Annotated in this window: 22 protein-coding genes; 10 read left to right on the forward strand and 12 right to left on the reverse strand. The window is 56.6% G+C overall.

The genetic code is table 11. The features are described from left to right. Positions 1-63: 63 nt before the first annotated feature. The 9 genes from MPQ_RS04075 to flhB form a co-directional block, all read right to left on the reverse strand. Positions 64-585 (reverse strand): MgtC/SapB family protein, encoded by a 522-nt coding sequence (locus MPQ_RS04075; RefSeq protein WP_013441626.1) that lies wholly within the window; start codon positions 583-585, stop codon positions 64-66. Between the two features lie 15 nt (positions 586-600). Then, positions 601-1,626: a Gfo/Idh/MocA family protein gene (locus MPQ_RS04080; RefSeq protein WP_013441627.1), complete on the reverse strand. Its 1,026-nt coding sequence runs from the start codon at positions 1,624-1,626 to the stop codon at positions 601-603. A gap of 81 nt (positions 1,627-1,707) precedes the next feature. Beyond that, on the reverse strand, positions 1,708-2,649 hold the full coding sequence (motD, locus tag MPQ_RS04085; RefSeq protein ID WP_013441628.1) for a flagellar motor protein MotD: 942 nt from the start codon (positions 2,647-2,649) through the stop codon (positions 1,708-1,710). Between the two features lie 15 nt (positions 2,650-2,664). Further along, positions 2,665-3,405, reverse strand: coding sequence for a flagellar motor protein (locus MPQ_RS04090; protein ID WP_013441629.1), 741 nt, complete (start codon positions 3,403-3,405; stop codon positions 2,665-2,667). Further along, complete coding sequence (locus tag MPQ_RS04095) at positions 3,387-4,121, reverse strand: RNA polymerase sigma factor FliA (RefSeq protein ID WP_013441630.1); 735 nt, start codon at positions 4,119-4,121, stop codon at positions 3,387-3,389. Before MPQ_RS04095 ends, MPQ_RS04090 begins: the two co-directional genes overlap by 19 nt. A 188-nt stretch (positions 4,122-4,309) precedes the next feature. Beyond that, positions 4,310-5,137 carry a motr gene (locus MPQ_RS04100; RefSeq protein WP_013441631.1) on the reverse strand — a complete coding sequence of 276 codons (828 nt, stop codon included), beginning with the start codon at positions 5,135-5,137 and terminating at the stop codon, positions 4,310-4,312. Further along, positions 5,130-6,485, reverse strand: coding sequence for a flagellar biosynthesis protein FlhF (gene flhF / locus MPQ_RS04105; RefSeq protein ID WP_013441632.1), 1,356 nt, complete (start codon positions 6,483-6,485; stop codon positions 5,130-5,132). Before flhF ends, MPQ_RS04100 begins: the two co-directional genes overlap by 8 nt. Further along, positions 6,482-8,563, reverse strand: a complete 2,082-nt coding sequence (flhA, locus tag MPQ_RS04110; protein WP_013441633.1) for a flagellar biosynthesis protein FlhA — start codon at positions 8,561-8,563, stop codon at positions 6,482-6,484. The genes flhF and flhA overlap by 4 nt, the downstream gene beginning before the upstream one ends. Continuing rightward, positions 8,563-9,717 carry a flagellar biosynthesis protein FlhB gene (gene flhB / locus MPQ_RS04115; protein ID WP_013441634.1) on the reverse strand — a complete coding sequence of 385 codons (1,155 nt, stop codon included), beginning with the start codon at positions 9,715-9,717 and terminating at the stop codon, positions 8,563-8,565. The genes flhA and flhB overlap by 1 nt, the downstream gene beginning before the upstream one ends. A 111-nt stretch (positions 9,718-9,828) precedes the next feature. Between flhB and MPQ_RS04120 the strand changes: the two genes are divergently transcribed. The 4 genes from MPQ_RS04120 to MPQ_RS04135 all read left to right on the forward strand — a co-directional run bounded on the left by MPQ_RS04120 (position 9,829) and on the right by MPQ_RS04135 (position 12,601). Then, positions 9,829-9,993: a hypothetical protein gene (locus MPQ_RS04120; protein WP_238525341.1), complete on the forward strand. Its 165-nt coding sequence runs from the start codon at positions 9,829-9,831 to the stop codon at positions 9,991-9,993. A 656-nt stretch (positions 9,994-10,649) separates the two neighbouring features. Further along, complete coding sequence (flhD, locus tag MPQ_RS04125) at positions 10,650-10,967, forward strand: flagellar transcriptional regulator FlhD (RefSeq protein ID WP_013441636.1); 318 nt, start codon at positions 10,650-10,652, stop codon at positions 10,965-10,967. Between the two features lie 52 nt (positions 10,968-11,019). Then, on the forward strand, positions 11,020-11,559 hold the full coding sequence (gene flhC, locus MPQ_RS04130) for a flagellar transcriptional regulator FlhC (RefSeq protein WP_013441637.1): 540 nt from the start codon (positions 11,020-11,022) through the stop codon (positions 11,557-11,559). Between the two features lie 265 nt (positions 11,560-11,824). Further along, a complete protein-coding gene (locus tag MPQ_RS04135) occupies positions 11,825-12,601 on the forward strand; it encodes a class I SAM-dependent methyltransferase (protein WP_013441638.1) in 777 nt (258 codons plus the stop codon). Between the two features lie 106 nt (positions 12,602-12,707). Here the strand turns inward: MPQ_RS04135 and MPQ_RS04140 are convergent, their stop codons facing one another. The 3 genes from MPQ_RS04140 to MPQ_RS04150 all read right to left on the reverse strand — a co-directional run bounded on the left by MPQ_RS04140 (position 12,708) and on the right by MPQ_RS04150 (position 16,990). Further along, on the reverse strand, positions 12,708-15,212 hold the full coding sequence (locus MPQ_RS04140; protein WP_013441639.1) for a TonB-dependent receptor: 2,505 nt from the start codon (positions 15,210-15,212) through the stop codon (positions 12,708-12,710). 202 nt (positions 15,213-15,414) lie between these two features. Continuing rightward, positions 15,415-16,416: a FecR domain-containing protein gene (locus MPQ_RS04145; RefSeq protein ID WP_013441640.1), complete on the reverse strand. Its 1,002-nt coding sequence runs from the start codon at positions 16,414-16,416 to the stop codon at positions 15,415-15,417. Positions 16,417-16,447: 31 nt separating this feature from the next. Next, complete coding sequence (locus MPQ_RS04150; RefSeq protein WP_013441641.1) at positions 16,448-16,990, reverse strand: sigma-70 family RNA polymerase sigma factor; 543 nt, start codon at positions 16,988-16,990, stop codon at positions 16,448-16,450. A gap of 327 nt (positions 16,991-17,317) precedes the next feature. Between MPQ_RS04150 and motA the strand changes: the two genes are divergently transcribed. The 6 genes from motA to MPQ_RS04180 all read left to right on the forward strand — a co-directional run bounded on the left by motA (position 17,318) and on the right by MPQ_RS04180 (position 23,143). Further along, positions 17,318-18,178: a flagellar motor stator protein MotA gene (gene motA / locus MPQ_RS04155; RefSeq protein WP_015829619.1), complete on the forward strand. Its 861-nt coding sequence runs from the start codon at positions 17,318-17,320 to the stop codon at positions 18,176-18,178. 24 nt (positions 18,179-18,202) lie between these two features. After that, a complete protein-coding gene (gene motB / locus MPQ_RS04160; protein ID WP_013441643.1) occupies positions 18,203-19,153 on the forward strand; it encodes a flagellar motor protein MotB in 951 nt (316 codons plus the stop codon). Positions 19,154-19,216: 63 nt separating this feature from the next. Next, positions 19,217-19,765: a hypothetical protein gene (locus MPQ_RS04165; RefSeq protein ID WP_013441644.1), complete on the forward strand. Its 549-nt coding sequence runs from the start codon at positions 19,217-19,219 to the stop codon at positions 19,763-19,765. Positions 19,766-19,837: 72 nt separating this feature from the next. After that, on the forward strand, positions 19,838-20,203 hold the full coding sequence (locus MPQ_RS04170) for a response regulator (protein WP_015829621.1): 366 nt from the start codon (positions 19,838-19,840) through the stop codon (positions 20,201-20,203). Between the two features lie 73 nt (positions 20,204-20,276). Next, complete coding sequence (locus tag MPQ_RS04175; protein ID WP_013441646.1) at positions 20,277-22,643, forward strand: chemotaxis protein CheW; 2,367 nt, start codon at positions 20,277-20,279, stop codon at positions 22,641-22,643. Beyond that, complete coding sequence (locus MPQ_RS04180; RefSeq protein ID WP_013441647.1) at positions 22,640-23,143, forward strand: chemotaxis protein CheW; 504 nt, start codon at positions 22,640-22,642, stop codon at positions 23,141-23,143. Before MPQ_RS04175 ends, MPQ_RS04180 begins: the two co-directional genes overlap by 4 nt. Positions 23,144-23,196 lie beyond the last annotated feature (53 nt).

The following is a 23,196-nucleotide window of genomic DNA, read 5'->3' on the forward strand; positions in this document are numbered from 1 at the left end:
AGGTCATTTAGATACCGTACTCAAGTATTGAAGCTTTTGCCCTGGAGTGTTGTGGTGCAGGGCTTAGGGCGTATGGTCACTGTCTTGCTTGCTGCCTTCTTGCGCCTGGTGATACTGGTGGGCAAGCTTGGGCACGATATGCAGGATGGCATACGCCAGAATGGCGCTCAAAATGGCGGTGGATTCGCGGCCCAGACCAGCGGCGACGCCGATGGCGGCCGTCATCCACAAGCCTGCGGCGGTGGTGAGGCCATGCACTTCGCCATCGTGCCCATGTTTGATGATGGTGCCTGCGCACAGGAAACCCACACCCGCAATCACCCCTTGTACCACGCGGCTGATTTCAGCGTCGGTGAGCCCGGCCTGTATTGGCACCAGCACAAACATGGCAGCGCCCAGCGCTACCAGCATATGCGTGCGCATGCCGGCGGCCTTGCCGCGGAATTCACGCTCATAGCCCAAAAGCCCGCCCAGCATCGCGGCGATACCCAGACGCAGAACCACGCGCGTGACCTCGGCCCCATTGGGCAGGTCGGAAAACTCGGCCATGATGGTGTTGATGACTTCATGCAGCAGGCTATCCATCCGGTTTCCTTCGTCTTACTTGCTAGCCAGGCTGACGCTACGCCCGCTAGCGGCGGCTTCCAGCGTCGCGACAATCGCGCGGCAATTGGCCTTGGCATCCTGCAGGCTCAGCAACGGGGTTTTATCGTTGAGCACACAGTCGCTGAAATGGGCGATTTCCAGATTGAAGTGGTTGCTGGGCGCGTAGGTTTCGACGTGTTTTTGCCCGTCATCGGTCCACCAGCTGATTAATGGCACATCGCTGGTGCCTGGCAGTTGCCACACGGTATGGCAGATCAGCGAGCCTTTGTTGCCGACAATACGGTATTCGGACTGGCGGCTGCATTCAAAACTCACATCAAAATGCCCGCGTTTGCCATCGCCAAAGTCCAGAATGCCGCTGGCAGAAATATCGGCGCCGCTTTCAGCGTATTTGGCCATGGCCGAGACGGCGAGGGGCTCGCTGCCAAAGCAGTGGCGCAGGGTATGGATGGCATAAGGGCCCACATCCCACATGGCACCGCCGCCATTGGCGGTGTCTTTTGCCAGGCGATAAAGCCGGGCAGGGCGCATCAGGAATGAAAAGCTGGCGTGCGCATAGCGGATATCGCCCAATACCCCCGAGGCCACAATCTCTTGCACGCGCTGATGCTGCGGGTGAAAGCGATACATAAAGCCTTCCATCACCTTGAGGTTTTTTGCCTGGGCAGCGGCTTCAATGGCGTTGATGTCCTCTACCTTGAGTGCCATGGGCTTTTCGATCAGCACATGCTTGCCTGCGGCCAGTGCCTTCAGCGCCCATTCGGCGTGCTCGTCATTGGCCATGGGCAGGTAGACGGCTTCCACGCGTTCATCTTGCAGCAGTGCTTCCAGATTATGGTAAAGCGAGACACCGGGCGTGCCGGGCGCGTATTTTTTCAGGGTTTCGGCCGCGGCATCGGGACGGCGGCTGGCAATCGCAACCAGTTCGGCATTGGGCGCCGCCACGATGGCAGGCAACAGGCGTTCATTGACTCTGGCAGCACCCAGAATGCCCCAGCGCAGGCGAGAACTTGAGCTCATGTACAGGCCTTATGGTGATAAGTGAAGCGTTGAATGATGGCAGAATTCGGTGGCTGCGGCTAGCTGAGCCGTGAGCGGGAGCTAGTTGGCGGCGGGTTTGCTGCTGGCTGCAGCTGGCGGTTTGGCTGACGCCGGTGCTTGTGCCGCTGCTGGGGTAGCGGTGGCTTCCGGGGCATTGCCTGCCTCGGGTGCGGAGGGCGCTGTTGGCCGGATGACCGTCGTTTTGTCGGGGGTGATCTCGGAAACATCGGTCTGATTGGGCATCAGTGAGTCGTAAAGAATCATGATGGAAACACGACGGTTGCGCGCCCGGCCCAGTGGCGTGCTGTTGTCCTCCAGCGGTTGCGAGGCGCCAAAGCCCACGGCGCTCAGGCGTTTCTCATCCAGGCCACTATCCTGCAGCATGCGTACCACGCTGCTGGCGCGCATGGCGGATAGCTCCCAGTTGGAGTAAAACTTGTCGTTATGGATGGGCACATTGTCGGTGTGGCCTTCCACCTGAATCGCATGGTTATTGGCTTTCAGTGCCTGGGCGATCTCGTTGAGCGGACCGCTGGCGATGGGTTGTAGCTCGGAGGCGCCGGGCGCAAACAGCAGGCTGTCGTGGATATCCACCCGCACGCCGCGGTTGTTCTGCATGACCTTGATCTTGCCTTCCAGCACCATGGGGGCCAGGTGGTTGGCGAGATTGTTCGCCATGGCGGTCATGGCTTCGCGCTCACGGCGTTGCTTGTCGTTGCGGCGGGCGAGTTCCAGCGGACGGATGAACGATGGCTGCCCATACAGGCCCTTGATATTGGCATGCTCGTTGTTGCCATCGGGCGGGTTGTTGAGTTGGGGTGTGTTTTCGCCGGTGAAGGCGGTGCCCAGAGAAGATGTCAGCTGCTCGTACTTGCCCTGATTGACTGAGGAGATCGCGTACATGACCACAAAAAACGCAAACAGCAGGGTGATGAAGTCAGCATAGGACACCATCCAGCGTTCCTTGTTGTCCTCGTCTTCCTCTACCTGTCTTCTGCGCATGGATAGGGTTCCGTATCAGCGCATGTAGCTGTTGAGGCGCTCTTCTACCACGCGCGTATGGTCGCCTTGCGCGATGGATACCCAGGCATTCATGAGCATTTCGCGCCGGCTGGCCTCTTGCAATACGTAAGCCTTGAGCTTGCTGCCTATGGGCAGGAACACAATATTGGCGAGGCCCACGCCATAGATCGTGGCGACGAATGCCACCGCAATGCCACTGCCCAGACGGCTGGGGTCGGACAGGTTTTCCATCACATGAATCAGGCCTAGCACCGCCCCCAGAATGCCAATGGTAGGCGCGTAGCCGCCGGCGGAATCCCAGATTTTGGCGGCACTGCGGTACTGGCTTTCGTAATAGTAGATATCAATGGCGCAGATTTCGCGGATCTTGTCAGCGGCGATGCCGTCGATCAGCAGGCGCAGGCCTTTTTTGATAAAGGGGTCGGTTTCGTTGTACAGCTGGGCTTCGAGCTTGAGCAGGCCATCGCGGCGGGCGGTGTGGCTCCAGCCGATGATGCGGCGACTGAGTTCTTTTCTGTCATCCACCGGCGGCTGCACAATCCAGCGCAGCAGCATGATACCCAGCTTGAAATTGGCCGGTTTGCTTTGCAGCAGGACGGCACCAAAAGTGCCAAAAACCACAATCAGGAAAGCCGCAGGCTGAATCAGCGAAGCAACCTTGCCGCCTTCAATGGCTTGCCCCAACAGAATGCCGAAAATGGCGAGTAAGATGCCGCCTAGGCTGCCCCAGTCCATAATTGCTCTTTCATGTAAGCGCGTAATCGAGCAATGGCTTGACTATGCAACTGGCAGACCCGTGATTCGGAGACATTCATCACAGCGCCAATTTCTTTGAGGTTAAGTTCTTGTTCGTAGTACAGACCCATTAAAATCTGTTCGCGCTCGGGCAGGTTTTCAATTGCCTCAATCAGGGTTTCCCGGAAATTGCTGTCGAGCAGGCCTTTGATCGGGTTGCCTGAGTCATCCTGCAGAAAGCGGTCCAGAAAGTGGTCGCCGCCTTCGGATTCATGAAAATCTTCGTAGTAGAGCAACTGGTGGCCGCTGCATTCGCCCAGCATGTCGTAGTAATCATCCAGCGACATCTTGAGTTGCTTGGCGACTTCGCCTTCGGTCGGTGGCCGCCCCAGCACTTGTTCCAGCTGGTTGATGGCACCTTCCACATCGCGCATGTTCTTGCGGATGCTGCGTGGCAGCCAGTCGGCATTGCGCAGCTCATCTATCATGGCGCCGCGTATGCGCTGGGCTGCGTAGGTTTCAAACTGGGCGCCATGCGTATCTTCATAACGATTGATCGCATCCAGCAGGCCCATCATGCCGGCCTGCACCAGGTCGTCCAGCTCCACGCTGGGCGGCAGCTTCGCCTTCAGCTGATAGGCCAGCTTCTTCACCAGCGTGGCATGCTGGTGCAGCAGGCTATCTTTCTGATTGGGTTTTCCCGTGGCCGTATACATACTTTCCTTGCTTGGGCACCTTGTCGTTTAATAGTGTGAGATGGATCACAAGCATTGCTTGCCGACATTCTACACCCGTGCCGCGCGAGCGCCAGCCCGCCTGCGGTTGCGCATATCAATCCGATATGTGCAACCGTGCCTGAGCCGAGGCTACGGCATTGTCTTGCCCTGCGTATTGTGGCCTGGCCTTACAGCGTGATCGAAGTACGCTGAATCTCTGCCAGTATCGCCTGCCGGTAATCCAGCTTACGCGCCAGTGCCTTGAAGGCAGCCGAGGCTTGTGCCATTGGAAATGCATCAATGACCACGCGCCCCAGTTTTTCTGCCCGGCTCAGGTGCTCATCCGCCGGGATCGCCCCCATGAACTCCAGGTCTATCTGCATGAAGCGGCGTGCCACCTGGGCAATGTTTTCAAACACCAGCATGGCCTGGGCCTGGCTGGCGTTGCTCACCACAATACCGAAAGAGCGTCGCCCCAGCTGGCTGCATACCTGCTTGATGAGGATGTAGGCCTGCTTGATCGACTCCGGATCGCGCGTGAGTTGAATCACAATTTCGCCATCGTTGAGCGATTGTAATGGCAGAGCGTTATTATTTAAAACAGTATCGACCAACACGATGTCATATTCCTGCGCCAGCTTGCCGAAGATACGGTCCAGCTGCAGGCCTTCTGCTTGCTGGAACTGCATGCTGCCCTGCTTGGGCAATAGACGGCTGATGCGATAACCCTGCTCGGAAAACTTGATCGCCTTGTTCAAAGGCACGCGCTGATTGGCAACTTCCAGCAGGCTGGGGGTATTGCCCAGCTTGTAATGGGTCAGGGCATCGCCTGTATTGGCGGTGGCGTGCACGATGATGACATTGTTGCCATCATCCTGAATCGAGGCACCGAGATTCTTGATCAGTCTGGCCTGGGCATTGCCCGGCATGGCGGACAACACCGACACGATACGGGGCCGGGGGCCGGACATGATGCGCCGCAGACCGGCAGCTTGATCTTCGCGGAAACTAGACATGATCGGCTCCCATGCTCAGCTTGGTGGCGACTGGCGAGGTATTGCCCATCAGGAATGGCAGCTCGTTATGCTTGAACTGGAAGGATGACGTGTTCTGCGCACCAGCGCGGAACGCGCGATGGATCAGCAGCTTTTTATTGGCGACATGCAGGTCTTCCGGCACGCGCTGACCATTCGCCACGTAATACAGGCGCAGTTTTTCGCGGATGATCACATCCAGCGCGCTGCCGATGGTGGCGGCTTCGTCCAGCTTGGTGATGATGCAGCCATCCAGCTGCTTGACCTTGTATGCACGCACCACATCGGTCAGTGTTTCGCCGGTGTTGGTGGCGTTGAGGCACAACAGCTTCTTGATCGGCTGGCGGGTGCTGGACAGCATGGCGATCTGCTCGGCCACCATGCGGTCTTTCTGGCTGACACCCACGGTATCGATCAGGATGGTGTGCTTGCCCTTGAGCTCTTCCAGCGCAATTTTCAGGTCGGCTTCGTCTTTCACCGCATGCACCATCACGCCCAGAATCTTGCCGTAGATGCGCAATTGCTCATGACCGCCAATCCGGTAGGCATCGGTCGTGATCAGACCCAGCTTGCCAGGACCATGCTTCATGACAAAACGTGCGGCCAGCTTGGCGGTGGTGGTGGTCTTGCCGACACCGGTTGGCCCGATCAGCGCAAACACGCCACCGCGATTGAGGATTTCATCTTCATTAGGGATGGCTTGCAGGTTTTTTTCCAGAATCGATTGCACCCAGGTGTTGGCTTCGGCGCTGGTGCGATGATCAGGCATGTTTTCGGCAATCTGGCGCGACAGCGCAGCACTGAAGCCTGCGGACAGCAGCATGTTCAGTGTGTTGGATTTGACCGGGTCACGGTGCTGGATATTGCCCCAGGAGATTTCCACCAGTTGCGATTCGATCACGCTGCGCATATTGCGGATCTCGTTCAGCATGTCATTGATCTGCTTGTTGGACTGTGGCGCGGCTGCTTGCGCTGGTGTGGTGGTGACCTTGGGGCGTGCCGTGGTGGTAGGTGCAGGCTCGGTACGCACAGCGCGATAAGGTTCGGCTTCGGGTGCAGCCTGACGCACAGGAGGACGTGCCTGGCGTGCAGCGGGGCGTGCCTGCGCAGCTTGCAGGGGCTCCATGGCAGGCGCTGCACGGCGCTTGCTGCTTTGCACCGGGGTATCATCGGACATGAAGGAGGCCATGTCTTCTTCCTTGAAGGCCAGGATCTCGTTACCCCCGTTGACCGCACGGTTAGACAGGATAACGGCATCCTCACCCAGGCTTTTACGGACCATGGCTAATGCTTCGCGGGAACTCGATGCGAAAAAGCGTTTGATGTTCATGCTTGACCTCCAATAAGGCTAGTGACACGGATAGTTTTTGAATCAGGAAGCTCTTCATGCGACAGCACACGAAGATGCGGAATAGCACGGCGCAGGAATTTCGACAGGGCAGAGCGCAGCGGACCCGGTACCAGCAGCACAGGCGTCATGCCCAGTTGCTCCTGCTTGCGGGTAGCGGCTTCGGCCTGTTTGGACAGGGTTTCAGCCAAGCCAGGCTCAATGGCAGCACCGCCAGCATTGCTGCTGCTCAAGGCTTGCATCAACAGGCGTTCCAGCTGGTTATCCAGCGCCATGACGGAGACTTCATTGCCAGTGGGGAACAGCTGCTGAACGATAGCGCGGCCCAGCTGCACGCGGACAAAGGTAGTCAGCTCGCTTGGGTCTTGTGTGCGTGAGGCATATTCGGACAGGGTTTCGACGATGGTGCGCATATCGCGGATGTGCACGCCTTCGCTCAGCAGGTTCTGCAATACCTTCTGCACCACGGACAATGGCAATTGCTTGGGCACCAGGTCTTCGACCAGCTTTGGCGAATCCTTGCCAATATGGTCCAGCAGCTGCTGGACTTCCTGGCGGCCCAGCAAGTCAGCGGCATTGGTGGTGATGATGTGGTTCAGGTGGGTAGCCACCACGGTGCTGGCATCCACTACGGTATAACCCATGGCCTGGGCCTGATCACGCACTGCGGATTCCACCCAGATGGCGGGCAGGCCAAAGGCAGGGTCGGTGGTGGCGGTGCCAGGCAGGGTGCCACTGACCATGCCAGGGTTGATCGCCAGAAACTGACCATGGTTGGATTCGCCGCTGCCGACTTCTACACCTTTCAGGGTGATGCGATAGCCGGAAGGACGCAGTTCCAGGTTGTCGCGAATGTGCACGGTAGGGGCGAGGAAGCCGACTTCCTGGGCGAATTTCTTGCGCAGGCCTTTGATGCGTTTCAAGAGATCGCCACCCTGGGCTTTGTCGACCAGCGGAATCAGACGATAGCCCACTTCCAGCCCGATAACATCGACCGGGAGCACATCATTCCAGCTAGCCTCTTCAGGCTCGCCGGTAGGAACAGGTGGCGGTGCCACCACAGGGTCTTCCGCGCTCTTCTTTTTCTCGGCCACGAAATAGGCCAGACCGGCAAGCAGGGCACCCAGCGTGAGGAATGCAAAGTGTGGCATGCCAGGAATGGCGCCCATGCTGCCGATAATGGCGGCGGTGACATAAATGACCTTGGGGTTGGAGAACAGCTGGGTCACCAGTTGTGTGCCGACGTCTTCCGTATTGGCGACGCGGGATACCACCACACCGGCTGCCACAGAAATCACCAGCGAAGGAATCTGTGCGACCAGACCGTCACCAATGGCCAGCAAGGTGTAATTCTTGATGGCATCGGCAAAGGCCATGTCGTGCTGCACCATGCCCACGATCAGGCCGCCGACGATATTGATGACCGTGACCAGGATGCCGGCGACGGCATCGCCCCGTACATATTTGCTGGCACCGTCCATGGCGCCGTAGAACTCGGCTTCCTGGCCGATCTCGGAACGGCGGCGGCGGGCTTCATCTTCGCCGATCAGGCCGGCATTCAGATCGGCATCAATTGCCATCTGCTTGCCGGGCATGGCGTCCAGGGTAAACCGGGCGCCCACTTCGGCAATCCGGCCAGCACCCTTGGTCACCACGGTAAAGTTGATGATGGTCAGGATCACGAACACCACGATACCCACGGTGTAGTTACCGCCAATCAGGAAGTGGCCAAAGGCCTCAATCACTTTACCTGCAGCATCCGGACCGGCATGCCCCTCGGTCAGCACCACGCGGGTGGAAGCCACGTTCAATGACAGGCGCAGCATGGTGCTAACCAGCAGCACGGTCGGGAAGGCGATGAAGTCCAGTGGCTTGGATGTTTGCAGGCCTATCATCAGCACCATGATGGACAGGGCGATGTTGAAGCTGAACAGCACATCCAGCGCGATGGCAGGCAATGGCAGAATCATCATCGCCAGCAACATGACGATCAGCAGCGGGGCGGCGATGGTACGGCCGCCCAGATGACTCAGGATATCCTTGAGGGCAAAGTTGTTCATCAGGCTGTTACCTCAGTCAGCTTGTGATGGGGATCCAGTGCATCCGGCACATCCAGTTGGGTCGGTGTTTCAGGGCGGAAGCCGCCATGCTTGTTGAAGGCGCGCATCTGGAACACATAAGCGATGATCTCAGCCACGGCGGAATACAGTGCCTGAGGAATTTCATCGCCCAGCTCGGTGTGGGCATAAAGCGCCCGTGCCAGCTTGGGGGATTCCAGCGTCATGATCTTATGCTCGGCGGCCACTTCACGAATCTTCAGGGCCACGGCATCGGCGCCCTTGGCAATCACCACCGGTGCACGCATGCCCAACTCCTTATATTGGATAGCCACGGCGTAGTGGGTCGGGTTGGTGATGACGACATCCGCCTTGGGGATTTCCGACATCATGCGGCGGCGGGCAATCTCGCGCTGTTGCTGACGGATACGTGCCTTGATCTGCGGGTTGCCTTCGGATTCCTTGGATTCCTGCTTGACCTCTTCCTTGGTCATTTTCAGGTTATTGGCATAGGTGGTGAGCTGGTAGGGCACATCAATCGCGGCAATCAGCACCAGGGCGCCCACAATGAAAAAGAAGCTTTTCAGCAGCATGTCTTCCACTTCGGCGATGCTGGTGTGCAAGGGCAACAGGGCAAGCGAGAGGATGGTGTCGACATCATGCGCCACCACGACATACGCCACCGAGCCTACCAGTATGGTTTTGCCCACGGCCTTGAGCAGTTCCACCAGGGCATTTTTGGAGACCATATTGCCCAAACCACTGACGGGGTTAAGGCGGTTGAATTTGGGCACAAAGGCCTGATTGCTGACGTTCCAGCCACCAATCAGGGTAGGGGCGGCAATCGCCATGATGAACAGCAAACCTGCCAGCGGAGCAAAGGTGATTAGCAGACTATATATAGAGTCGGAAATTTTCATGAGCAGCAGATTGCTGTCATAGGCCAGGGCGCGCTCAAAATGCAGGCTGCCGCCCATGGTGTGCTTGAGCGCATCACCAAACTGCGAACTCATCATGGCAATGCCCATGCCGCCAGCCAATAGCATCGCACAGGTCACGAACTCGCGTGAGCGGGGGACATTACCTTCCTCGCGCGCCTTTTCGAGGCGCTTGGGCGTCGCCGGTTCTGTCTTTTCTAAATCGCTGTCTTCAGCCATTTCGTGTCCTGTGTGCCGTGTGTGTGATGGGGATGTGCGGTCCCGCTGACATGGAGCACATTATCAGTGGCTGACCCCATGGAGCATTCCATGAATAAAAGGGGTAAACCCATGCTTAATTCCAATGGCGATGGTGGGCTTGAGAAGATTCAGTACAGATTTTTAAAAAAATTGAAAATAAAAATATATATAAAACAAATACATATTAATTTTATTAAAAATAATTTAAAAAATCCTAAAGTTTTCCTGAAGCCAGCCGATAGACCATTTGTGTGATACGGATTAATGCGTCTTCAAGGGGTTGGCGGCGCGTAGTGCGTATGTTGGTGTGTGTAGCAGCAGCCTGGCTTTAGGGATTTTTTAATAAAATTAGGTTAATTGAAACAATGAGTTATCAAATTAATTCTAATTTTTTAAAAAAATCCCTAAAGTTTTTAAAAGCCGGGCCGATAAATCCTTTGTGTGTAGTCCAGTAGTGTGTGTGGTGGTGTGATTTGTTGAAGTGTGTGGCTTTAACAAATCTGACAATCGTAAACTTGTGTAAGGTTGTGTAAAAATTAAGGTTTTTATAAACAACAACTTATCAAATTGTTTATGATGCATTCCGGGTAAGCGCTAAAGTTTTTCTCAGGCGTGCCGTAATGGAAGTGTGTGTAGTAAATCGTGTGTGTGTCAGGCTGCTTTTAGCGCCTACCCGATGTGTGCAGTAAAGTAGTAAAGCTTAATAGTCCTTTGATTTTAAAAGGTTTAAGCTGAAAATCAGTCAAGTATCCCAGCCGGATGTAGGCGTTTGTAAGACAAACGCCTACATTTCCGCGTCTTCGCGTCTTACGCAAAAAACCGACAGACTCCAGTTATGCCCGCATCCCTTTAGGTTCAAAGTACGTCTCACGCGCCCCACACACAGCGCACACACACACGAGGGACCCAAAATGACTGAAAAAGACATGATGTCTGACATCAAAGACGCCAACCTGAGCTACCTGATGCTCGCCCAACAAATGATTCGCTCCGACAAGGCTTCCGCCATCTTCCGTCTGGGCGTCAGCAAAGAAATCGCGGATGTTCTGGAAAGCCTGACTACCGCTCAATTGCTTAAACTCTCCAGCACCAACATGATGCTTGCCCGCTTTCGCTTCGACGACTGCGCCATTCTGAACATGCTGACCAGCTACACCAAGGATCGTCACCTTGCCAGCGCGCATGCCGCCATCCTGATGGCAGGCCAGGCGCCTGAGGCAATGGCTTAAGGTTTTTGGAAAGCGCCGCTCCGGCAAATTGATCAAGAAGGCAGGCATTATCATGGAAAAGAAAAGCGTAGTTAACGAAGCACAACAAATCCAGTTGGCGATACAGCTGATCACGCTGGGCGCACGGTTGCAACTGCTGGAATCGCAGACGACCTTGTCCCGTGAGCGCCTGATCAAGTTGTACAAGGAGCTGAAAGGCGTATCGCCACCCAAGGGCATGCTGCCATTTTCCACCGACTGGTTCCTGACCTGGCAGCCCAACATTCACTCTTCCATGTTCCTGAATATTTACAATTTCATGCGGGAACATACGGATGTGAACGGCATAACCGCCGTGATCAAGGCCTACCAGCTGTATCTGGATGAAACCGGTACCGAAGATCCCGAAACTGCCGTGCTGTCGCTCACCCGCGCCTGGACTCTGGTAAGATTTGTCGAGAGCAAGATGCTCAAGCTGCAAGCCTGCAGCTGCTGCGGCGGCCACTTTGTGGTGAATGTGTATGACTTGAATCAACACTTTGCCTGCAGCTTGTGCCATGTACCATCGCGTGCTGGCAAAACCAAAAAAACCAGGGAAATGGCTGCCGCCTGAGGCGCCGGGCAAATTCGCGCTGTTGAGGTATCACCACACCGCCAGTGAATAGCGCCCCGCGCGCCAGGGCGCTTGATCGGGGGTAGGGTGAATTACGCAAACAGGCAACATCAACAGCAAGCGACATTGCCACGAGAGGTACTTGCCTGCGCAGGCTCAAGCCATGTCGTGGCGCCTGCCATCCGGCCGGGCGATTTTCTGTCAGCTGACAGTCATTGTCCCTTGTTCATCACCCCGTCTTTTCTAAACCTGCCTGGCGTTCTCCATGGCATCTGAATCTCCTCGTGTATTGCCCGCTACCCTTGCCTTGCTGATACAGCTGGGCATGCTGGGCATCAATTTGGTCATTGCCTTGCTGTTTGGCCAGCTCACCGGGCGCGTATATCCCTTCTGGTTGCTGGTGCTGATACAAGCGGTGGGGGCTTATCTATTGGCCCGGCTTTGGGGCATGGCCTCGTGGTGGCGCCTCATCCATCTCTTTTTTCCGCTGGTCGTCTGGCTCATGGTGCAGCTGCATCTCCCCAATTGGGTGTACCTGGCTGGATTTTTGTTCAGCCTGATGCTGTTCTGGACCACGTTTCGCACACAGGTACCGTTTTACCCCTCCTTTCCGGCAGTGTGGCGGCAAGTGCTGGCGTGGATGCCAGCGCGGCAGGGCTTGCGCATGATTGATATAGGCAGCGGGCTCGGTGACATGGCCATGCACATCGCCAAGGTGCGCCCCGACTGCCAGATGCTCGGCATTGAAGTGGCTCCTCTGCCATGGCTGATCAGCCATGCGCGTGGACGCTGGCGCAGATCCTCCCCCCGCTTTGTGCTGGGGGATTACCACAAGCTGGACTTTCGGGAATTTGATGTGGTGTTTGCCTATCTGTCACCCGCGGCCATGCCCGCGCTGTGGCAAAAGGCGAGTAGCGAAATGCGGCCGGGCAGCCTGCTGATCAGCTATGAATTTGAAATACCGGGCGTACCGCCCGCATTGCAGCAGCCTATTGGTGAAACGGGGAAAGTGCTTTATGGCTGGATCATGCCGGGCATGTGAGCTCACTATTGATCGCGAAGCAGCCGCCTGTTGCCAGAGATCACAATCGGGTTGCCGGAGGCTGGGCATCGTGCGCCATCCTTGATGATACCCAGCCTGCTTTAACCTAAAAATCCATGGTGGCCGATAGCATTACGGTGCGCGGCTGACCAAGATATAACCAGCTGCCGGAGCTGCTGCTCCAGTAGTCGCGACCAAACAGATTCTGTATCCCCAGCCTCAGGACCAATGGCCGCTCGGCCGCGGTGGTTTTGTAGCGAGCACCGACGTCCCAGCGGGTCCAGCCCGGAATACTGCGTGTATTGGCTTCATCCAGATACTGGGCGCTGGTTGACATCATGCGGGCGGTGAGGGTCATGCCTGGCACCAGCGAAAGATCATATTCGCTGCCCAGGTTCAGCTGCCAGCGCGAGACGTTGGGCGCGGTGTTGCCGTCATAAGCATCGCTGCTTGCATGCGTGAGTTTGGGCTGGATGTAAGTCGCCCCGCCAAGCAGGCGTACGCCCTGAACTTCGCCGAACACATTCAGCTCAATACCGCGATTGCGTTGTTCTCCTCCTACCTGGTAGGTCGAGGTGCCATCGCCATTGGAAACCGTCAGCCCGCTTGGTTTTTCAATCTGGAAGGTGCTAAGCGACGTAGTGAAGCGGCCGAAATCGTATTTCACCCCGACTTCGTGTTGCTTGGTCTTCACCGGAGGGAACACCTTGCCTGCATTGGTGGTGCCAATCGGCGCGGTGTCGCCTTGCGTCAGCCCTTCAATGTAATTGCTGTAGATCGACCAGTTTGCACCGGGTTTCCACACTGCAGCCAGCACCGGAGTCACGGCATGCTTGTCATAGGAGGTGGTGCTTTCCCCCGTGCTGCTGTAGTCAATGACTTCTACGCGTTGATAACGTCCCCCCAGGGTAACGCTCAGTCTGTCATCAAGAAAGCCCAAGGTGTCGGCTACGGCCAGAGATGGCAGCTGCAGGCGGTTGGTCTTGTCCGGGTGGGAGTCCATGCCGGCAGTGGATGGGCGGCTAACACTGGGCGGGTTGTAGATGTTGGTGGCAAAACTGCTGAAGCCATAATAGTCGGCCGTATAGCCGCTATCTTTCATCAAGTAGTTGGCGCTGAAGTTGAGCTGATGGCTAACCGCGCCCGTGCTGAAATTGCCACGCACACCGCCCTGTGCAGTGCGGTAATTCGTCCAGTTGGGCCAGTAGTACACGGTGGCTTGCGCATTGCCCTGGGCATCGGCCACGCTGACGTCGGTGGAAAGATAACTCGAGATGGTATTGCTGCCGCCTGCTGCGCCGTAGAGGGTCCAGGTGGGGGTGAGGTCATACTCGGCTTTTGCCAGCAGATAATTGCTTTTGGAGTTGGCATACTCCCAATCCTGCGCAATCCGTTTTTTGGCGCTGGGCGGAGAGGGGATGGTGATGCCGTCGGCAATTCCGAAGCCAGCTGCGCCCTGAGGAGCTTCGTTGTTCATGGTCTGATGCCCGGCATCCAGCGATGCCCGCAGACGATTGCCGCGGTAATCAATGCCGATGGTGGCTGCGCCCAGTTCAACCGATTGCCCTGCAGTGGCGTTTTTGCCGTCGCGATATACGCCATTGAAGCGGATGCCCCAGGCATTATCCTCGCCAAAGCGACGCCCGATATCGACATGGCCACCGAAGTTGCTATTGGACATATAGGTGGCCGTCAGTCGGGTCAGCGGCGTGTCATCCGCCCGTTTTGGCACCATATTGATGGTGCCGCCGACGGCTCCGCCCGCGCCTGGCGCCATGCCGTTCAGGAGGGCGCTCGGGCCTTTCAGCACCTCGATGCGTTCCGCCATCTCCACCGGGGCAGCGCGATTGGATGCGATGCCGCTGATGCCATCAAACAACACGGAATCCTGAACCGAAAATCCGCGTATCAGGAAAATATCCCCGCCAGCGGCCGCGTTGGTCAGGCTGTAAGACACCGTGCGCACGGAAGGGTCGTTGAGCACCACATCCGCAGCGGTGATCGCCTGCTGGTTTTCCATCAGTTCGGCGGTGTAACTCGTGGTGTTGAATGGCGTATCCAGCACATCCTTGTTGCCCAGCAGTCCCAAACGGCTGCCACGGGCGACCTGACCACCCGCGTAAGCGGAGGGCAGGTTTTCTGGTCGCTCAGCGACTGCCGTAACGGCTACGAGCGGTAAGGTGGACATGTCATCCTGGCGCGTGCTTGCGGCTTTGACCGCTACCGCCCGCATGCCATAACTGCCATCGGCCTGCCGGTATGCCTCAAGCCCGCTTCCGGCCAGCAGCCTGGCCAAGCCATCCTCGACATTAAAATTACCCTTCAATCCCTCGCTGGTCTTGCCTTCGATTATCTCGCCAGCGCCGACGAGGTAGATCCCGGATTCGCGCGAAAATCGGGTCAATGCGACGCTGAGCGGCCCGGCGGGAATGTCATACGTGCGCAGGCTCTGGGCGCCGCTGGTTTGTGCGTGGGCTGGAGGCGCCCATACGCCAAGGGCGAGCGCGCCCTCGAGCATGAGCAGGTGAATGGCGAATGCCAGTGGGCGCATCTTGGGGAAACGTGCGGCAGTCGCAGGTGAAGCAGGCTTGGTCTGGTCGTGGTGATACATCAATGCATATCCTTTAGCGTTAAGGGTCTGGAAAAAGCGAAGACCCTTACGGCACGGATCGTTTGGCTACCTTGACGCATCGCGGCCATTGCCACGGGAAGTCATCTTGAGGATGGCGGGAATTCAATGATGAAAGGGGTCTTCTTGCTTGGTATAACCATTGGCAAGGCAAAACCCGGAACTATATTTTGCAAATATTTTTTCAGCGCGCGGATTCCAGCGTTGTCCACCAGGGCAGCGGCTGCTCGACGCGGATGGGCAAGGCCGATGCCAGCATGCGCAATACGCGATCTGTGTCTTGCAGCGGGAAGCTGCCGTAGACCTTGAGTTCGGCCACGCCATCCGCCACACCAAGATGGCCTGGCCGATAGCGGCGCAGTTCCTGCACGACGTCGCGCAATGCAATGTTATCGGCCACCAGCATGCCCTGCGTCCAGGCTTCCCGCGCAGCCCCCGCCGTTGCCATGGCGGTAATGTCTGCGCGATCAAAGCGTGATTGCTGGCCTGCCCTTACCACGCGGCTGATGGCGCTTGACGCCGTGCGTATTTCCACCGCGCCCGCATACACGTCGAGCTGAGTGTGTGCTTCATCCAGATACACATTGAATCGCGTGCCCAGTGCCCGCATGCGGCCATGCGGTGTTTCCACCAGAAATGGTCGAGTTTCATCATGGGCGGTTTCAATGAACACCTCACCTTGTACAAGCTCTATGCGACGTTCACTGGCACTGAAGTGAACATTAAGGGCACTGGCTGTATTGAGCCAGAGCTGGGTGCCGTCGGCCAGGGTGAGGCTGCGCTGCTCCCCGGTGGGGGTGCGATGATCGGCTGTCCACGCCAGCATGCTTGCGGGCAACATGCTTTGGCGCCAGCTCAGCAAGCCCAGCGTGCCGCCGCTGGCCAGCGCAGCCAAGGTAATCAGTACGCGCCTGCGGGCATGCAGGCGGGCATGGGCCTTGGTCAGCGCATGGGCGGTTTGCCGTGGGTCAACGGTGGTGCGCAAGGGGTCAAGTCCGCGGCTGATGTCTTCCACATACTGCCAGGCGGCTTGATGTTCTTCGGCGGCGTGCAGCCACGCTTGCCAGCGGGCGGTCTCGTGGCTGCTGGCGCTGCCATCGCGCAAGCGGGCATACCATTCGGCAGCTTGGGTCAGCACGGCGTGCGAGGGGGCTGGCTGTAGATTGCTGGTAGGGGCGGGTTTCATGGATAACGATGAACGTATAACAACAAGCGCATCAGCCTGCAGGCTCGCTAGTCAACTCGCGCATGGTCTGCTGCGCGCGCAGCGTCAGGCAGCCCAGCATCGCCTGTGCCACGTATTTTCGGACCATGCGGCCAGACACACCCAGCGCTAACCCGACTTCGTCGTCGGTCATGTCGCAGATAACGGCCAGCGTGAACGCGCGAGCGGCTTTGGGGGGCAGCTGGCCGAGCATGGCGGTGACTTCTTCCAGTGCCTGCAACACCATGGCCTGGCGTTCGGCAGAAGGGTGGTGCGTGGCAGGCATGGCTGCCAGTGTTTCCAGCCAGGCTTGCTCAATCTCGCGGCGACGCCACAAGTTGATGCATAGATGCTGTGCGGTAGTGCGCAGATAGGCTCTCGCTTCGGCCACGCTGTCAAAACGCCGTTGCGTGCGACCGCTGATCAGTCTGACAAAGGTGTCATGTGCAAGGTCGGCGGCATCGGCGCCGTTGCCCAGGCGACGGCGCAGCCACCCCTGCAGCCAGCCATGATGATGAACATAAAGATTTTCAAGAATAGAAGACGGCTGGCTCAATGGAGGATGCTCAACGGCAAATGAGAATTAATATCAATTATTGCCGAACCCGCACCAGCTTGCAACTGAGTATGGAGCAATTTCTTTGGGTTGCTTTCAGGCTGTGATTCTAGGACACAGTTTTTGCAACTTGGTCTCGTTAATCCTCTGCAAGCGGCTTCATCACAAGAATTTCACCGGAAGCGCTGGTTTGCAATATAAAATGGAAAACACAAGTTGATCGGCGATTTGGTGTAGTGCAATACCCTGTTAAGCTTAGGGGAATAGCTTAATATGTGGCATGCATCACTCGCTAGGGATGCAGAATTTTAATCGGGGGGTTTAAACGTGCTAGTAATCGTAGGGTATGTCGTGGTCCTGGCGGCCGTGTTCGGGGGATATGCGCTGGCTGGGGGGCATTTGGGGGCATTGTGGCAACCCCTTGAAGTATTGATGATTTTTGGTGGTGCCATCGGGGCGTTTATTGTCGGCAATAACGGCAAGGCGTTGAAAGCAACCCTGGGCGCGCTGCCAACACTATTCAAAGGTTCCAAATTCACTAAAGCGCTCTACATGGATTTGCTGGCCTTGCTGTTCGAAATTCTCAGCAAGATTCGCAAAGACGGCATGATGTCGATTGAAAACGACGTTGAAAATCCCGAGAGCAGCCCGCTCTTCAGCAAATATCCTGCCTTGCAGGCCGATCACCACCTCATGGAATTCATCACCGATTATCTGCGCTTGATGATTTCCGGCAACATGGATGCCTTCCAGGTGGAAAATCTCATGGATAACGAAATCGAAACCCATCACCAGGAGGGGCATGTGCCGGTGCACTGTATCGCCCGCCTCGGCGATGGCCTGCCAGCTTTTGGTATTGTGGCCGCGGTGATGGGCGTGGTGCACACCATGGAAAACGTGGCCTTGCCGCCTGCCGAACTGGGCATTCTGATTGCCCACGCGCTGGTGGGTACCTTCCTCGGTATTCTGCTTGCCTATGGTTTCATCGGCCCGCTTTCCAGCCTGCTGGAACAAAAGCTGGATGAGTCCACCAAGATGTACCAGACCGTGAAGGCCACGCTGCTGGCCAGTCTCAACGGTTACGCCCCGGCGATTGCTGTCGAGTTTGGCCGCAAGGTACTGTACTCCACTGAGCGCCCTGGCTTCACCGAGCTCGAAGAGCACGTCAAGCAAGCCAAGTCCAAATAAGCCCATAGCGTAGCGGAGTCTGTCGTGGCAGAAGATACCAAGCCGATAATTGTCAAACGCATTAAAAAGGTGGCCGGTGGTCACCATGGCGGGGCATGGAAGATTGCCTACGCCGACTTCGTCACCGCCATGATGGCGTTCTTCCTGCTGATGTGGCTATTGGGGTCTACCTCCAAGGCCACGCTGGAGGGAATTTCCGAGTATTTCAAAATGCCGCTCAAGGTTGCGCTGCAAGGCGGGCCCTCGGTTGCAGCCAGCGATTCGGTGCTAAAAGGCGGCGGCAAGGACCTCACCAAAAAGCAGGCGCAGGTAAAACCTGTCGATGGCCCTAAAGGAAAGCAAAAAGAGGTCGATATAAAAGATGCGAAGACTGCTCTGGAGAAGGCGGAACAGGAAAAACTGGCTGAACTGAAACTCAAGATTGAAGAAGCGATTGATGCCAGCGCCACCTTGAGCAAGTTTAAAAAGCAATTGCTGATTGATATTACGTCGGAAGGCTTGCGCATCCAGATCGTGGATGAGCAGAACCGGCCGATGTTTGCTTCTTCAAAAGCCGAGCTGCAGCCTTACGCCAAGCAGATTTTGCATGAGATAGGCAGCATGCTGAACGATGTGCCAAACAAGATCAGCTTGTCGGGACATACCGATGCTGTGCCTTACCCCACCGGGGATAAAGGTTACAGCAACTGGGAGCTTTCTTCTGACCGGGCCAATGCCTCGCGCCGCGAGCTGGTGGCGGGCGGAATGGATGAATCAAAGTTGTTGCGTGTGGTGGGGCTGTCATCGGCTTCCTTGTTTGACAAGGAAAACCCGTTGAACCCGGTGAATCGCCGGATCAGCATCATCATCATGAACAAAAAGGCCGAGGAAGACGCGGTCAAGGATGAAGGTGCGACGGTCAATGTGCCGTCGGATAACGCCGCCAGTGAAGTCCAGAAAGCGACTGAAGTGCAGAAAGCGGCGACTGGCCAATGAAGACATAGATAACGACCGTACTGGTACTGAATACGGCGAATAAAAAAGAAGGATGATGGGAATATGCAGTCGGAGACAATACCAGTAGAAGAGCTGAGACAGTTGTTGGCGGGCGTGTCCGACCATGGGACACAACACCTGCTTGAGGTCGAGGCCGATCTGATGCAAACCACCTACCTGCTGAGTGAGGCGATAGAGAAACTCGGCGCCTGTTTCATGTCCGTCCACGAGGCCGTCACGGCCCAGCAGCAGGAGCTTGATCTCCTGCTGCAACAAACCAAACTCCCAGACCAGCAGCAGCAAAAGCTGCTCCAGTATCGCGAGCAGATCGCCAAAGAAGTCAATACAGCCGTTACCGGGCTGCAATTCCAGGATTTAACCAGTCAGCTTATCGCCAGGACCATCAAGCGCGTCAACGGGCTCAAGGAGCTATTGAGCGCGCTCGCTACGCACGGCGACAGCATGGACAGCGAGCAGGAGCACCAGGAAATCGCCCGGCTCCTGCAAGAAATGAATCGCAGCCTGAATAGCCGCAGTGTTGAGCTGTCAGGCGGTTTGCGCAAAGCCGTGGACCAGCACCATATGGGAAGTGGAGAGATTGAGTTGTTCTGAGGATTGAGATCAGCAGACTCATGGTATAGAGCAGTTCATGTGTAGAAATTTAATCAACAAGCGAGTATGAAAATGGCAAAAACAATTTTAGCAGTCGATGATTCGGGGTCTTTACGTCAGATGGTGGCGTTCAGTCTGACGGCGGCTGGCTATCAGGTCGTGCAAGCTGTGGATGGCCAGGATGGCTTGAACAAGGCGCGCGACCAGGTAGTGGACCTGGTGCTGACGGATCAGAACATGCCCAATATGGATGGCCTGACGCTGATCAAATCCCTGCGTGGCATGAGCAGCTATCAGAAGGTGCCTATCCTGATGCTGACCACCGAATCCAGCGACGAGATGAAGGCCAAAGGCCGCGCTGCCGGTGCCAATGGCTGGCTGGTCAAGCCGTTTGATCCCAAGCGCTTGATTGATGTTGTACAAAAAGTAATCGGTTAATACCTCTTTTTTCGACCTAATGAATACGCCCGCCGCATGATGCAATGCAGGCAAGCAAAAATGGAGTCAGCAAATGTCGATTGATATGAGTCAGTTTTATCAGGCTTTCTTTGATGAAGCCGAGGAATTGCTCGCCGAGGCGGAGCATCTGTTGCTCGCCCTCGATCTGGACAATCCCGACTCGGAAGACCTGAATGCCATTTTCCGTGCTGCCCATTCCATCAAGGGCGGCGCCGCCACTTTCGGCATGACCGACATGGCAGAAATCACACACGTTCTGGAAAACCTGCTGGACAAGATCCGCAAGAACGAGATGGCGTTGACCGGTGAGCATGTGGACACCTTTCTCGAAGCCAAGGATGTGTTGAATTCGCAGCTGGAAGGCCACCGTTCCGGTGCCGATGTGGATCGCGATGTGCAGGAAGAAGTCAAACGCAAGCTGAAAGCCTTGTCCGAAGGCAAGCCGGTATCGGCCGCTGCGGAAATGGCGGCAGTGGCTGCCCCGGCTGCGGCATCTGCCCCGGCGGCTCCCAAGCCCGCCGCTGCCGCCCCGGCTGCACCCGCAGACAAGATGCGTCATTACAATATCGACGTCAAAGCCTTGAGCGAAAAAGACACCGCCAACCTTGAAGGCGAGCTGGGTCTGCTCGGTGAAGTCAGCAGCAAGCGCCTTGATAATGGGCATGTGGCTTTCTCGCTGAAAACCGAAGACAGTGAAGATGACATCATCTCCATCTGCGCGTTTATTGTTGAACCCGAAGATATCAAGATCACCCTGCAGTCTGGCGCTGCTGCGCCATCGGCTGCGGCAGCTGCTCCTGCCGATGGCAAGCACCGCTTCAACATTGAAGTGCCCGAGCTCAGCGACAAGGATGCAGAAAACCTGAAATCCGAGCTGGCATTGCTGGGTGACGTCAGCATCAGCAAGGCGGGTGGTAAAACCATCTTTGCCCTGACCACCGAAGATAGCAAAGACAGCATCGAATCCATCTGTTCGTTTGTGGTGGACCTCGACACGCTGGTGATCAAGGATGCCCCAGCCGCTGCTGAAGCACCTGCGGCAGATGTCGCCGTTGCGGCAAGTGGCTTTATTGAAGGCGATGGCTTCGGCTTTTTTGAGCCGATCACGCCACCACCGCCAGCACCCGTCGTCGAGGCGGAAGCTCCCAAGCCAGTGGAAGCAGCACCCGCCCCGGTCGCCGAGAAAAAACCCGCCGCCGCCAAAAAAGAAGTCGAAAAACCGGCCGCTGCCGAAACCACCTCGATTCGGGTGGGCGTAGAAAAGGTCGACCAGCTGATTAACCTGGTGGGCGAACTGGTGATTACCCAGGCCATGCTGGAAGAGCGTATCAGCAAGCTTGATCCGGTCACCCATGAAGATCTGCTCAACAGCCTGGGCCAGCTCACCCGCAACACGCGTGATCTGCAAGAGTCGGTGATGTCTATCCGCATGATGCCGATGGACTATGTGTTCTCGCGCTTCCCCCGCATGGTGCGCGATCTGGCCACCCGTCTCGGCAAGAAAGTGGAGTTTGTCACCAGTGGTGCCGCCACCGAGCTCGACAAGGGCCTGATCGAACGCATTGTGGATCCCCTGACCCACCTGGTGCGCAACAGCATTGACCATGGCATTGAAGTGCCGGACGTACGTCACAAATCCGGCAAGAATGAAACCGGCCGCTTGTCCCTGTCCGCTTCCAATCGCGGCGGCAACATTGTGATTGAAGTGACCGATGACGGCGCTGGCCTCAACCGTGAACGCATTCTGAGCAAGGCCAAACAGAGCGGCCTGCCCGTGAGCGATACCATGCCCGATAGCGATGTCTGGCAGCTGATTTTTGCCCCGGGCTTTTCCACGGCCGAGCAGGTGACTGATGTATCCGGTCGCGGCGTTGGCATGGATGTGGTGAAGCGTAATGTGAGCGCCATGGGCGGCGTGATTGATATCCGCTCGGCGCTGGGCTACGGCACCACCATGTCGATCTCCTTGCCGCTGACACTGGCGATTCTGGATGGCATGTCGGTTTCGCTGGGCGACAACATGTACGTGGTGCCACTCAATCTCATCGTGGAAACCATGCAGCCGCAAGCGACGGACATCAAGACCGTCACCGGTGCCGGTTTCATGGTGCATGTGCGCGGCGAATACCTGCCGATTATTCCGCTGTATTCCCTGTTTAATCAGCCTACCCAGATCACCAATCCGGTGGATGGTGTGCTGGTGATCATCGAAGCCGAAGGCAAAAAAGCCGCCCTGTTTGTCGATGGCCTGGTTGGCCAGCAACAGGTGGTGATCAAGAGTCTGGAAACCAATTACCGCAAAGTGCCCGGTATTTCCGGTGCCACCATCATGGGCGACGGCTCGGTCGCGCTCATCCTGGATGTGCCCACCATTATCAAGATGGGCCAGAACAATAATTCTGAAGGAGTGTATCAATGAGCAGCATCACGGAAAGTGGTAACAACACCAACGATGGCGTTACCAATGCCAAGGAATTTCTGACCTTTGTACTGGGCAACGAAGAATACGGCCTGGAAATCCTCAAGGTGCAGGAAATTCGTGGTTACGACGCCGTGACCAAGATTGCCAATACGCCTGACTTCATCAAGGGCGTGGTCAATCTGCGCGGTCGTATCGTGCCGATTGTGGATCTGCGCATCAAATTCAATCTGGGCAAGGTGGAGTACAACGAATTCACCGTGGTCATCATCCTCAACCTCAATGGCCGCATTGTCGGCATGGTGGTGGATGGCGTATCCGACGTGATGAGCCTGCAACCCAACCAGATTCGTGCAGTGCCCGACATTGTGGCCAGCATTGATACCAAGTACATCGTGGGGCTGGCATCGGTGGAAGAGAAAATGTTCATCCTGGTGGACATTGAGCAGTTGATGAGCAGTACAGACATGGAGCTGATGGATACCGTCGCCATGCATTAAGTGAAGCACCTGGCCGAGCGTCACGCCGGCACATAACTATAAATTTGAGGAGT

It is taken from the genome of Methylovorus sp. MP688 (genome assembly GCF_000183115.1).
In the GTDB taxonomy this organism is placed as follows: domain Bacteria; phylum Pseudomonadota; class Gammaproteobacteria; order Burkholderiales; family Methylophilaceae; genus Methylovorus; species Methylovorus glucosotrophus.

Bases quoted from the DNA above. Each gene is read 5' to 3' on its own strand.
- MPQ_RS04140 (WP_013441639.1), bottom strand. From the start codon at position 15,212: ATGTATCACCACGACCAGACCAAGCCTGCTTCACCTGCGACTGCCGCA.
- MPQ_RS04135 (WP_013441638.1), top strand. From the start codon at position 11,825: ATGGCATCTGAATCTCCTCGTGTATTGCCCGCTACCCTTGCCTTGCTG.
- MPQ_RS04165 (WP_013441644.1), top strand. From the start codon at position 19,217: ATGCAGTCGGAGACAATACCAGTAGAAGAGCTGAGACAGTTGTTGGCG.
- MPQ_RS04095 (WP_013441630.1), bottom strand. From the start codon at position 4,121: ATGTATACGGCCACGGGAAAACCCAATCAGAAAGATAGCCTGCTGCAC.
- MPQ_RS04120 (WP_238525341.1), top strand. From the start codon at position 9,829: ATGCTTAATTCCAATGGCGATGGTGGGCTTGAGAAGATTCAGTACAGA.
- flhA (WP_013441633.1), bottom strand. From the start codon at position 8,563: ATGAACAACTTTGCCCTCAAGGATATCCTGAGTCATCTGGGCGGCCGT.
- MPQ_RS04075 (WP_013441626.1), bottom strand. From the start codon at position 585: ATGGATAGCCTGCTGCATGAAGTCATCAACACCATCATGGCCGAGTTT.
- MPQ_RS04100 (WP_013441631.1), bottom strand. From the start codon at position 5,137: ATGTCTAGTTTCCGCGAAGATCAAGCTGCCGGTCTGCGGCGCATCATG.
- flhD (WP_013441636.1), top strand. From the start codon at position 10,650: ATGACTGAAAAAGACATGATGTCTGACATCAAAGACGCCAACCTGAGC.
- MPQ_RS04180 (WP_013441647.1), top strand. From the start codon at position 22,640: ATGAGCAGCATCACGGAAAGTGGTAACAACACCAACGATGGCGTTACC.
- flhC (WP_013441637.1), top strand. From the start codon at position 11,020: ATGGAAAAGAAAAGCGTAGTTAACGAAGCACAACAAATCCAGTTGGCG.
- MPQ_RS04145 (WP_013441640.1), bottom strand. From the start codon at position 16,416: ATGAAACCCGCCCCTACCAGCAATCTACAGCCAGCCCCCTCGCACGCC.
- flhF (WP_013441632.1), bottom strand. From the start codon at position 6,485: ATGAACATCAAACGCTTTTTCGCATCGAGTTCCCGCGAAGCATTAGCC.
- MPQ_RS04175 (WP_013441646.1), top strand. From the start codon at position 20,277: ATGTCGATTGATATGAGTCAGTTTTATCAGGCTTTCTTTGATGAAGCC.
- flhB (WP_013441634.1), bottom strand. From the start codon at position 9,717: ATGGCTGAAGACAGCGATTTAGAAAAGACAGAACCGGCGACGCCCAAG.
- MPQ_RS04090 (WP_013441629.1), bottom strand. From the start codon at position 3,405: ATGGACTGGGGCAGCCTAGGCGGCATCTTACTCGCCATTTTCGGCATT.
- MPQ_RS04170 (WP_015829621.1), top strand. From the start codon at position 19,838: ATGGCAAAAACAATTTTAGCAGTCGATGATTCGGGGTCTTTACGTCAG.
- MPQ_RS04080 (WP_013441627.1), bottom strand. From the start codon at position 1,626: ATGAGCTCAAGTTCTCGCCTGCGCTGGGGCATTCTGGGTGCTGCCAGA.
- motD (WP_013441628.1), bottom strand. From the start codon at position 2,649: ATGCGCAGAAGACAGGTAGAGGAAGACGAGGACAACAAGGAACGCTGG.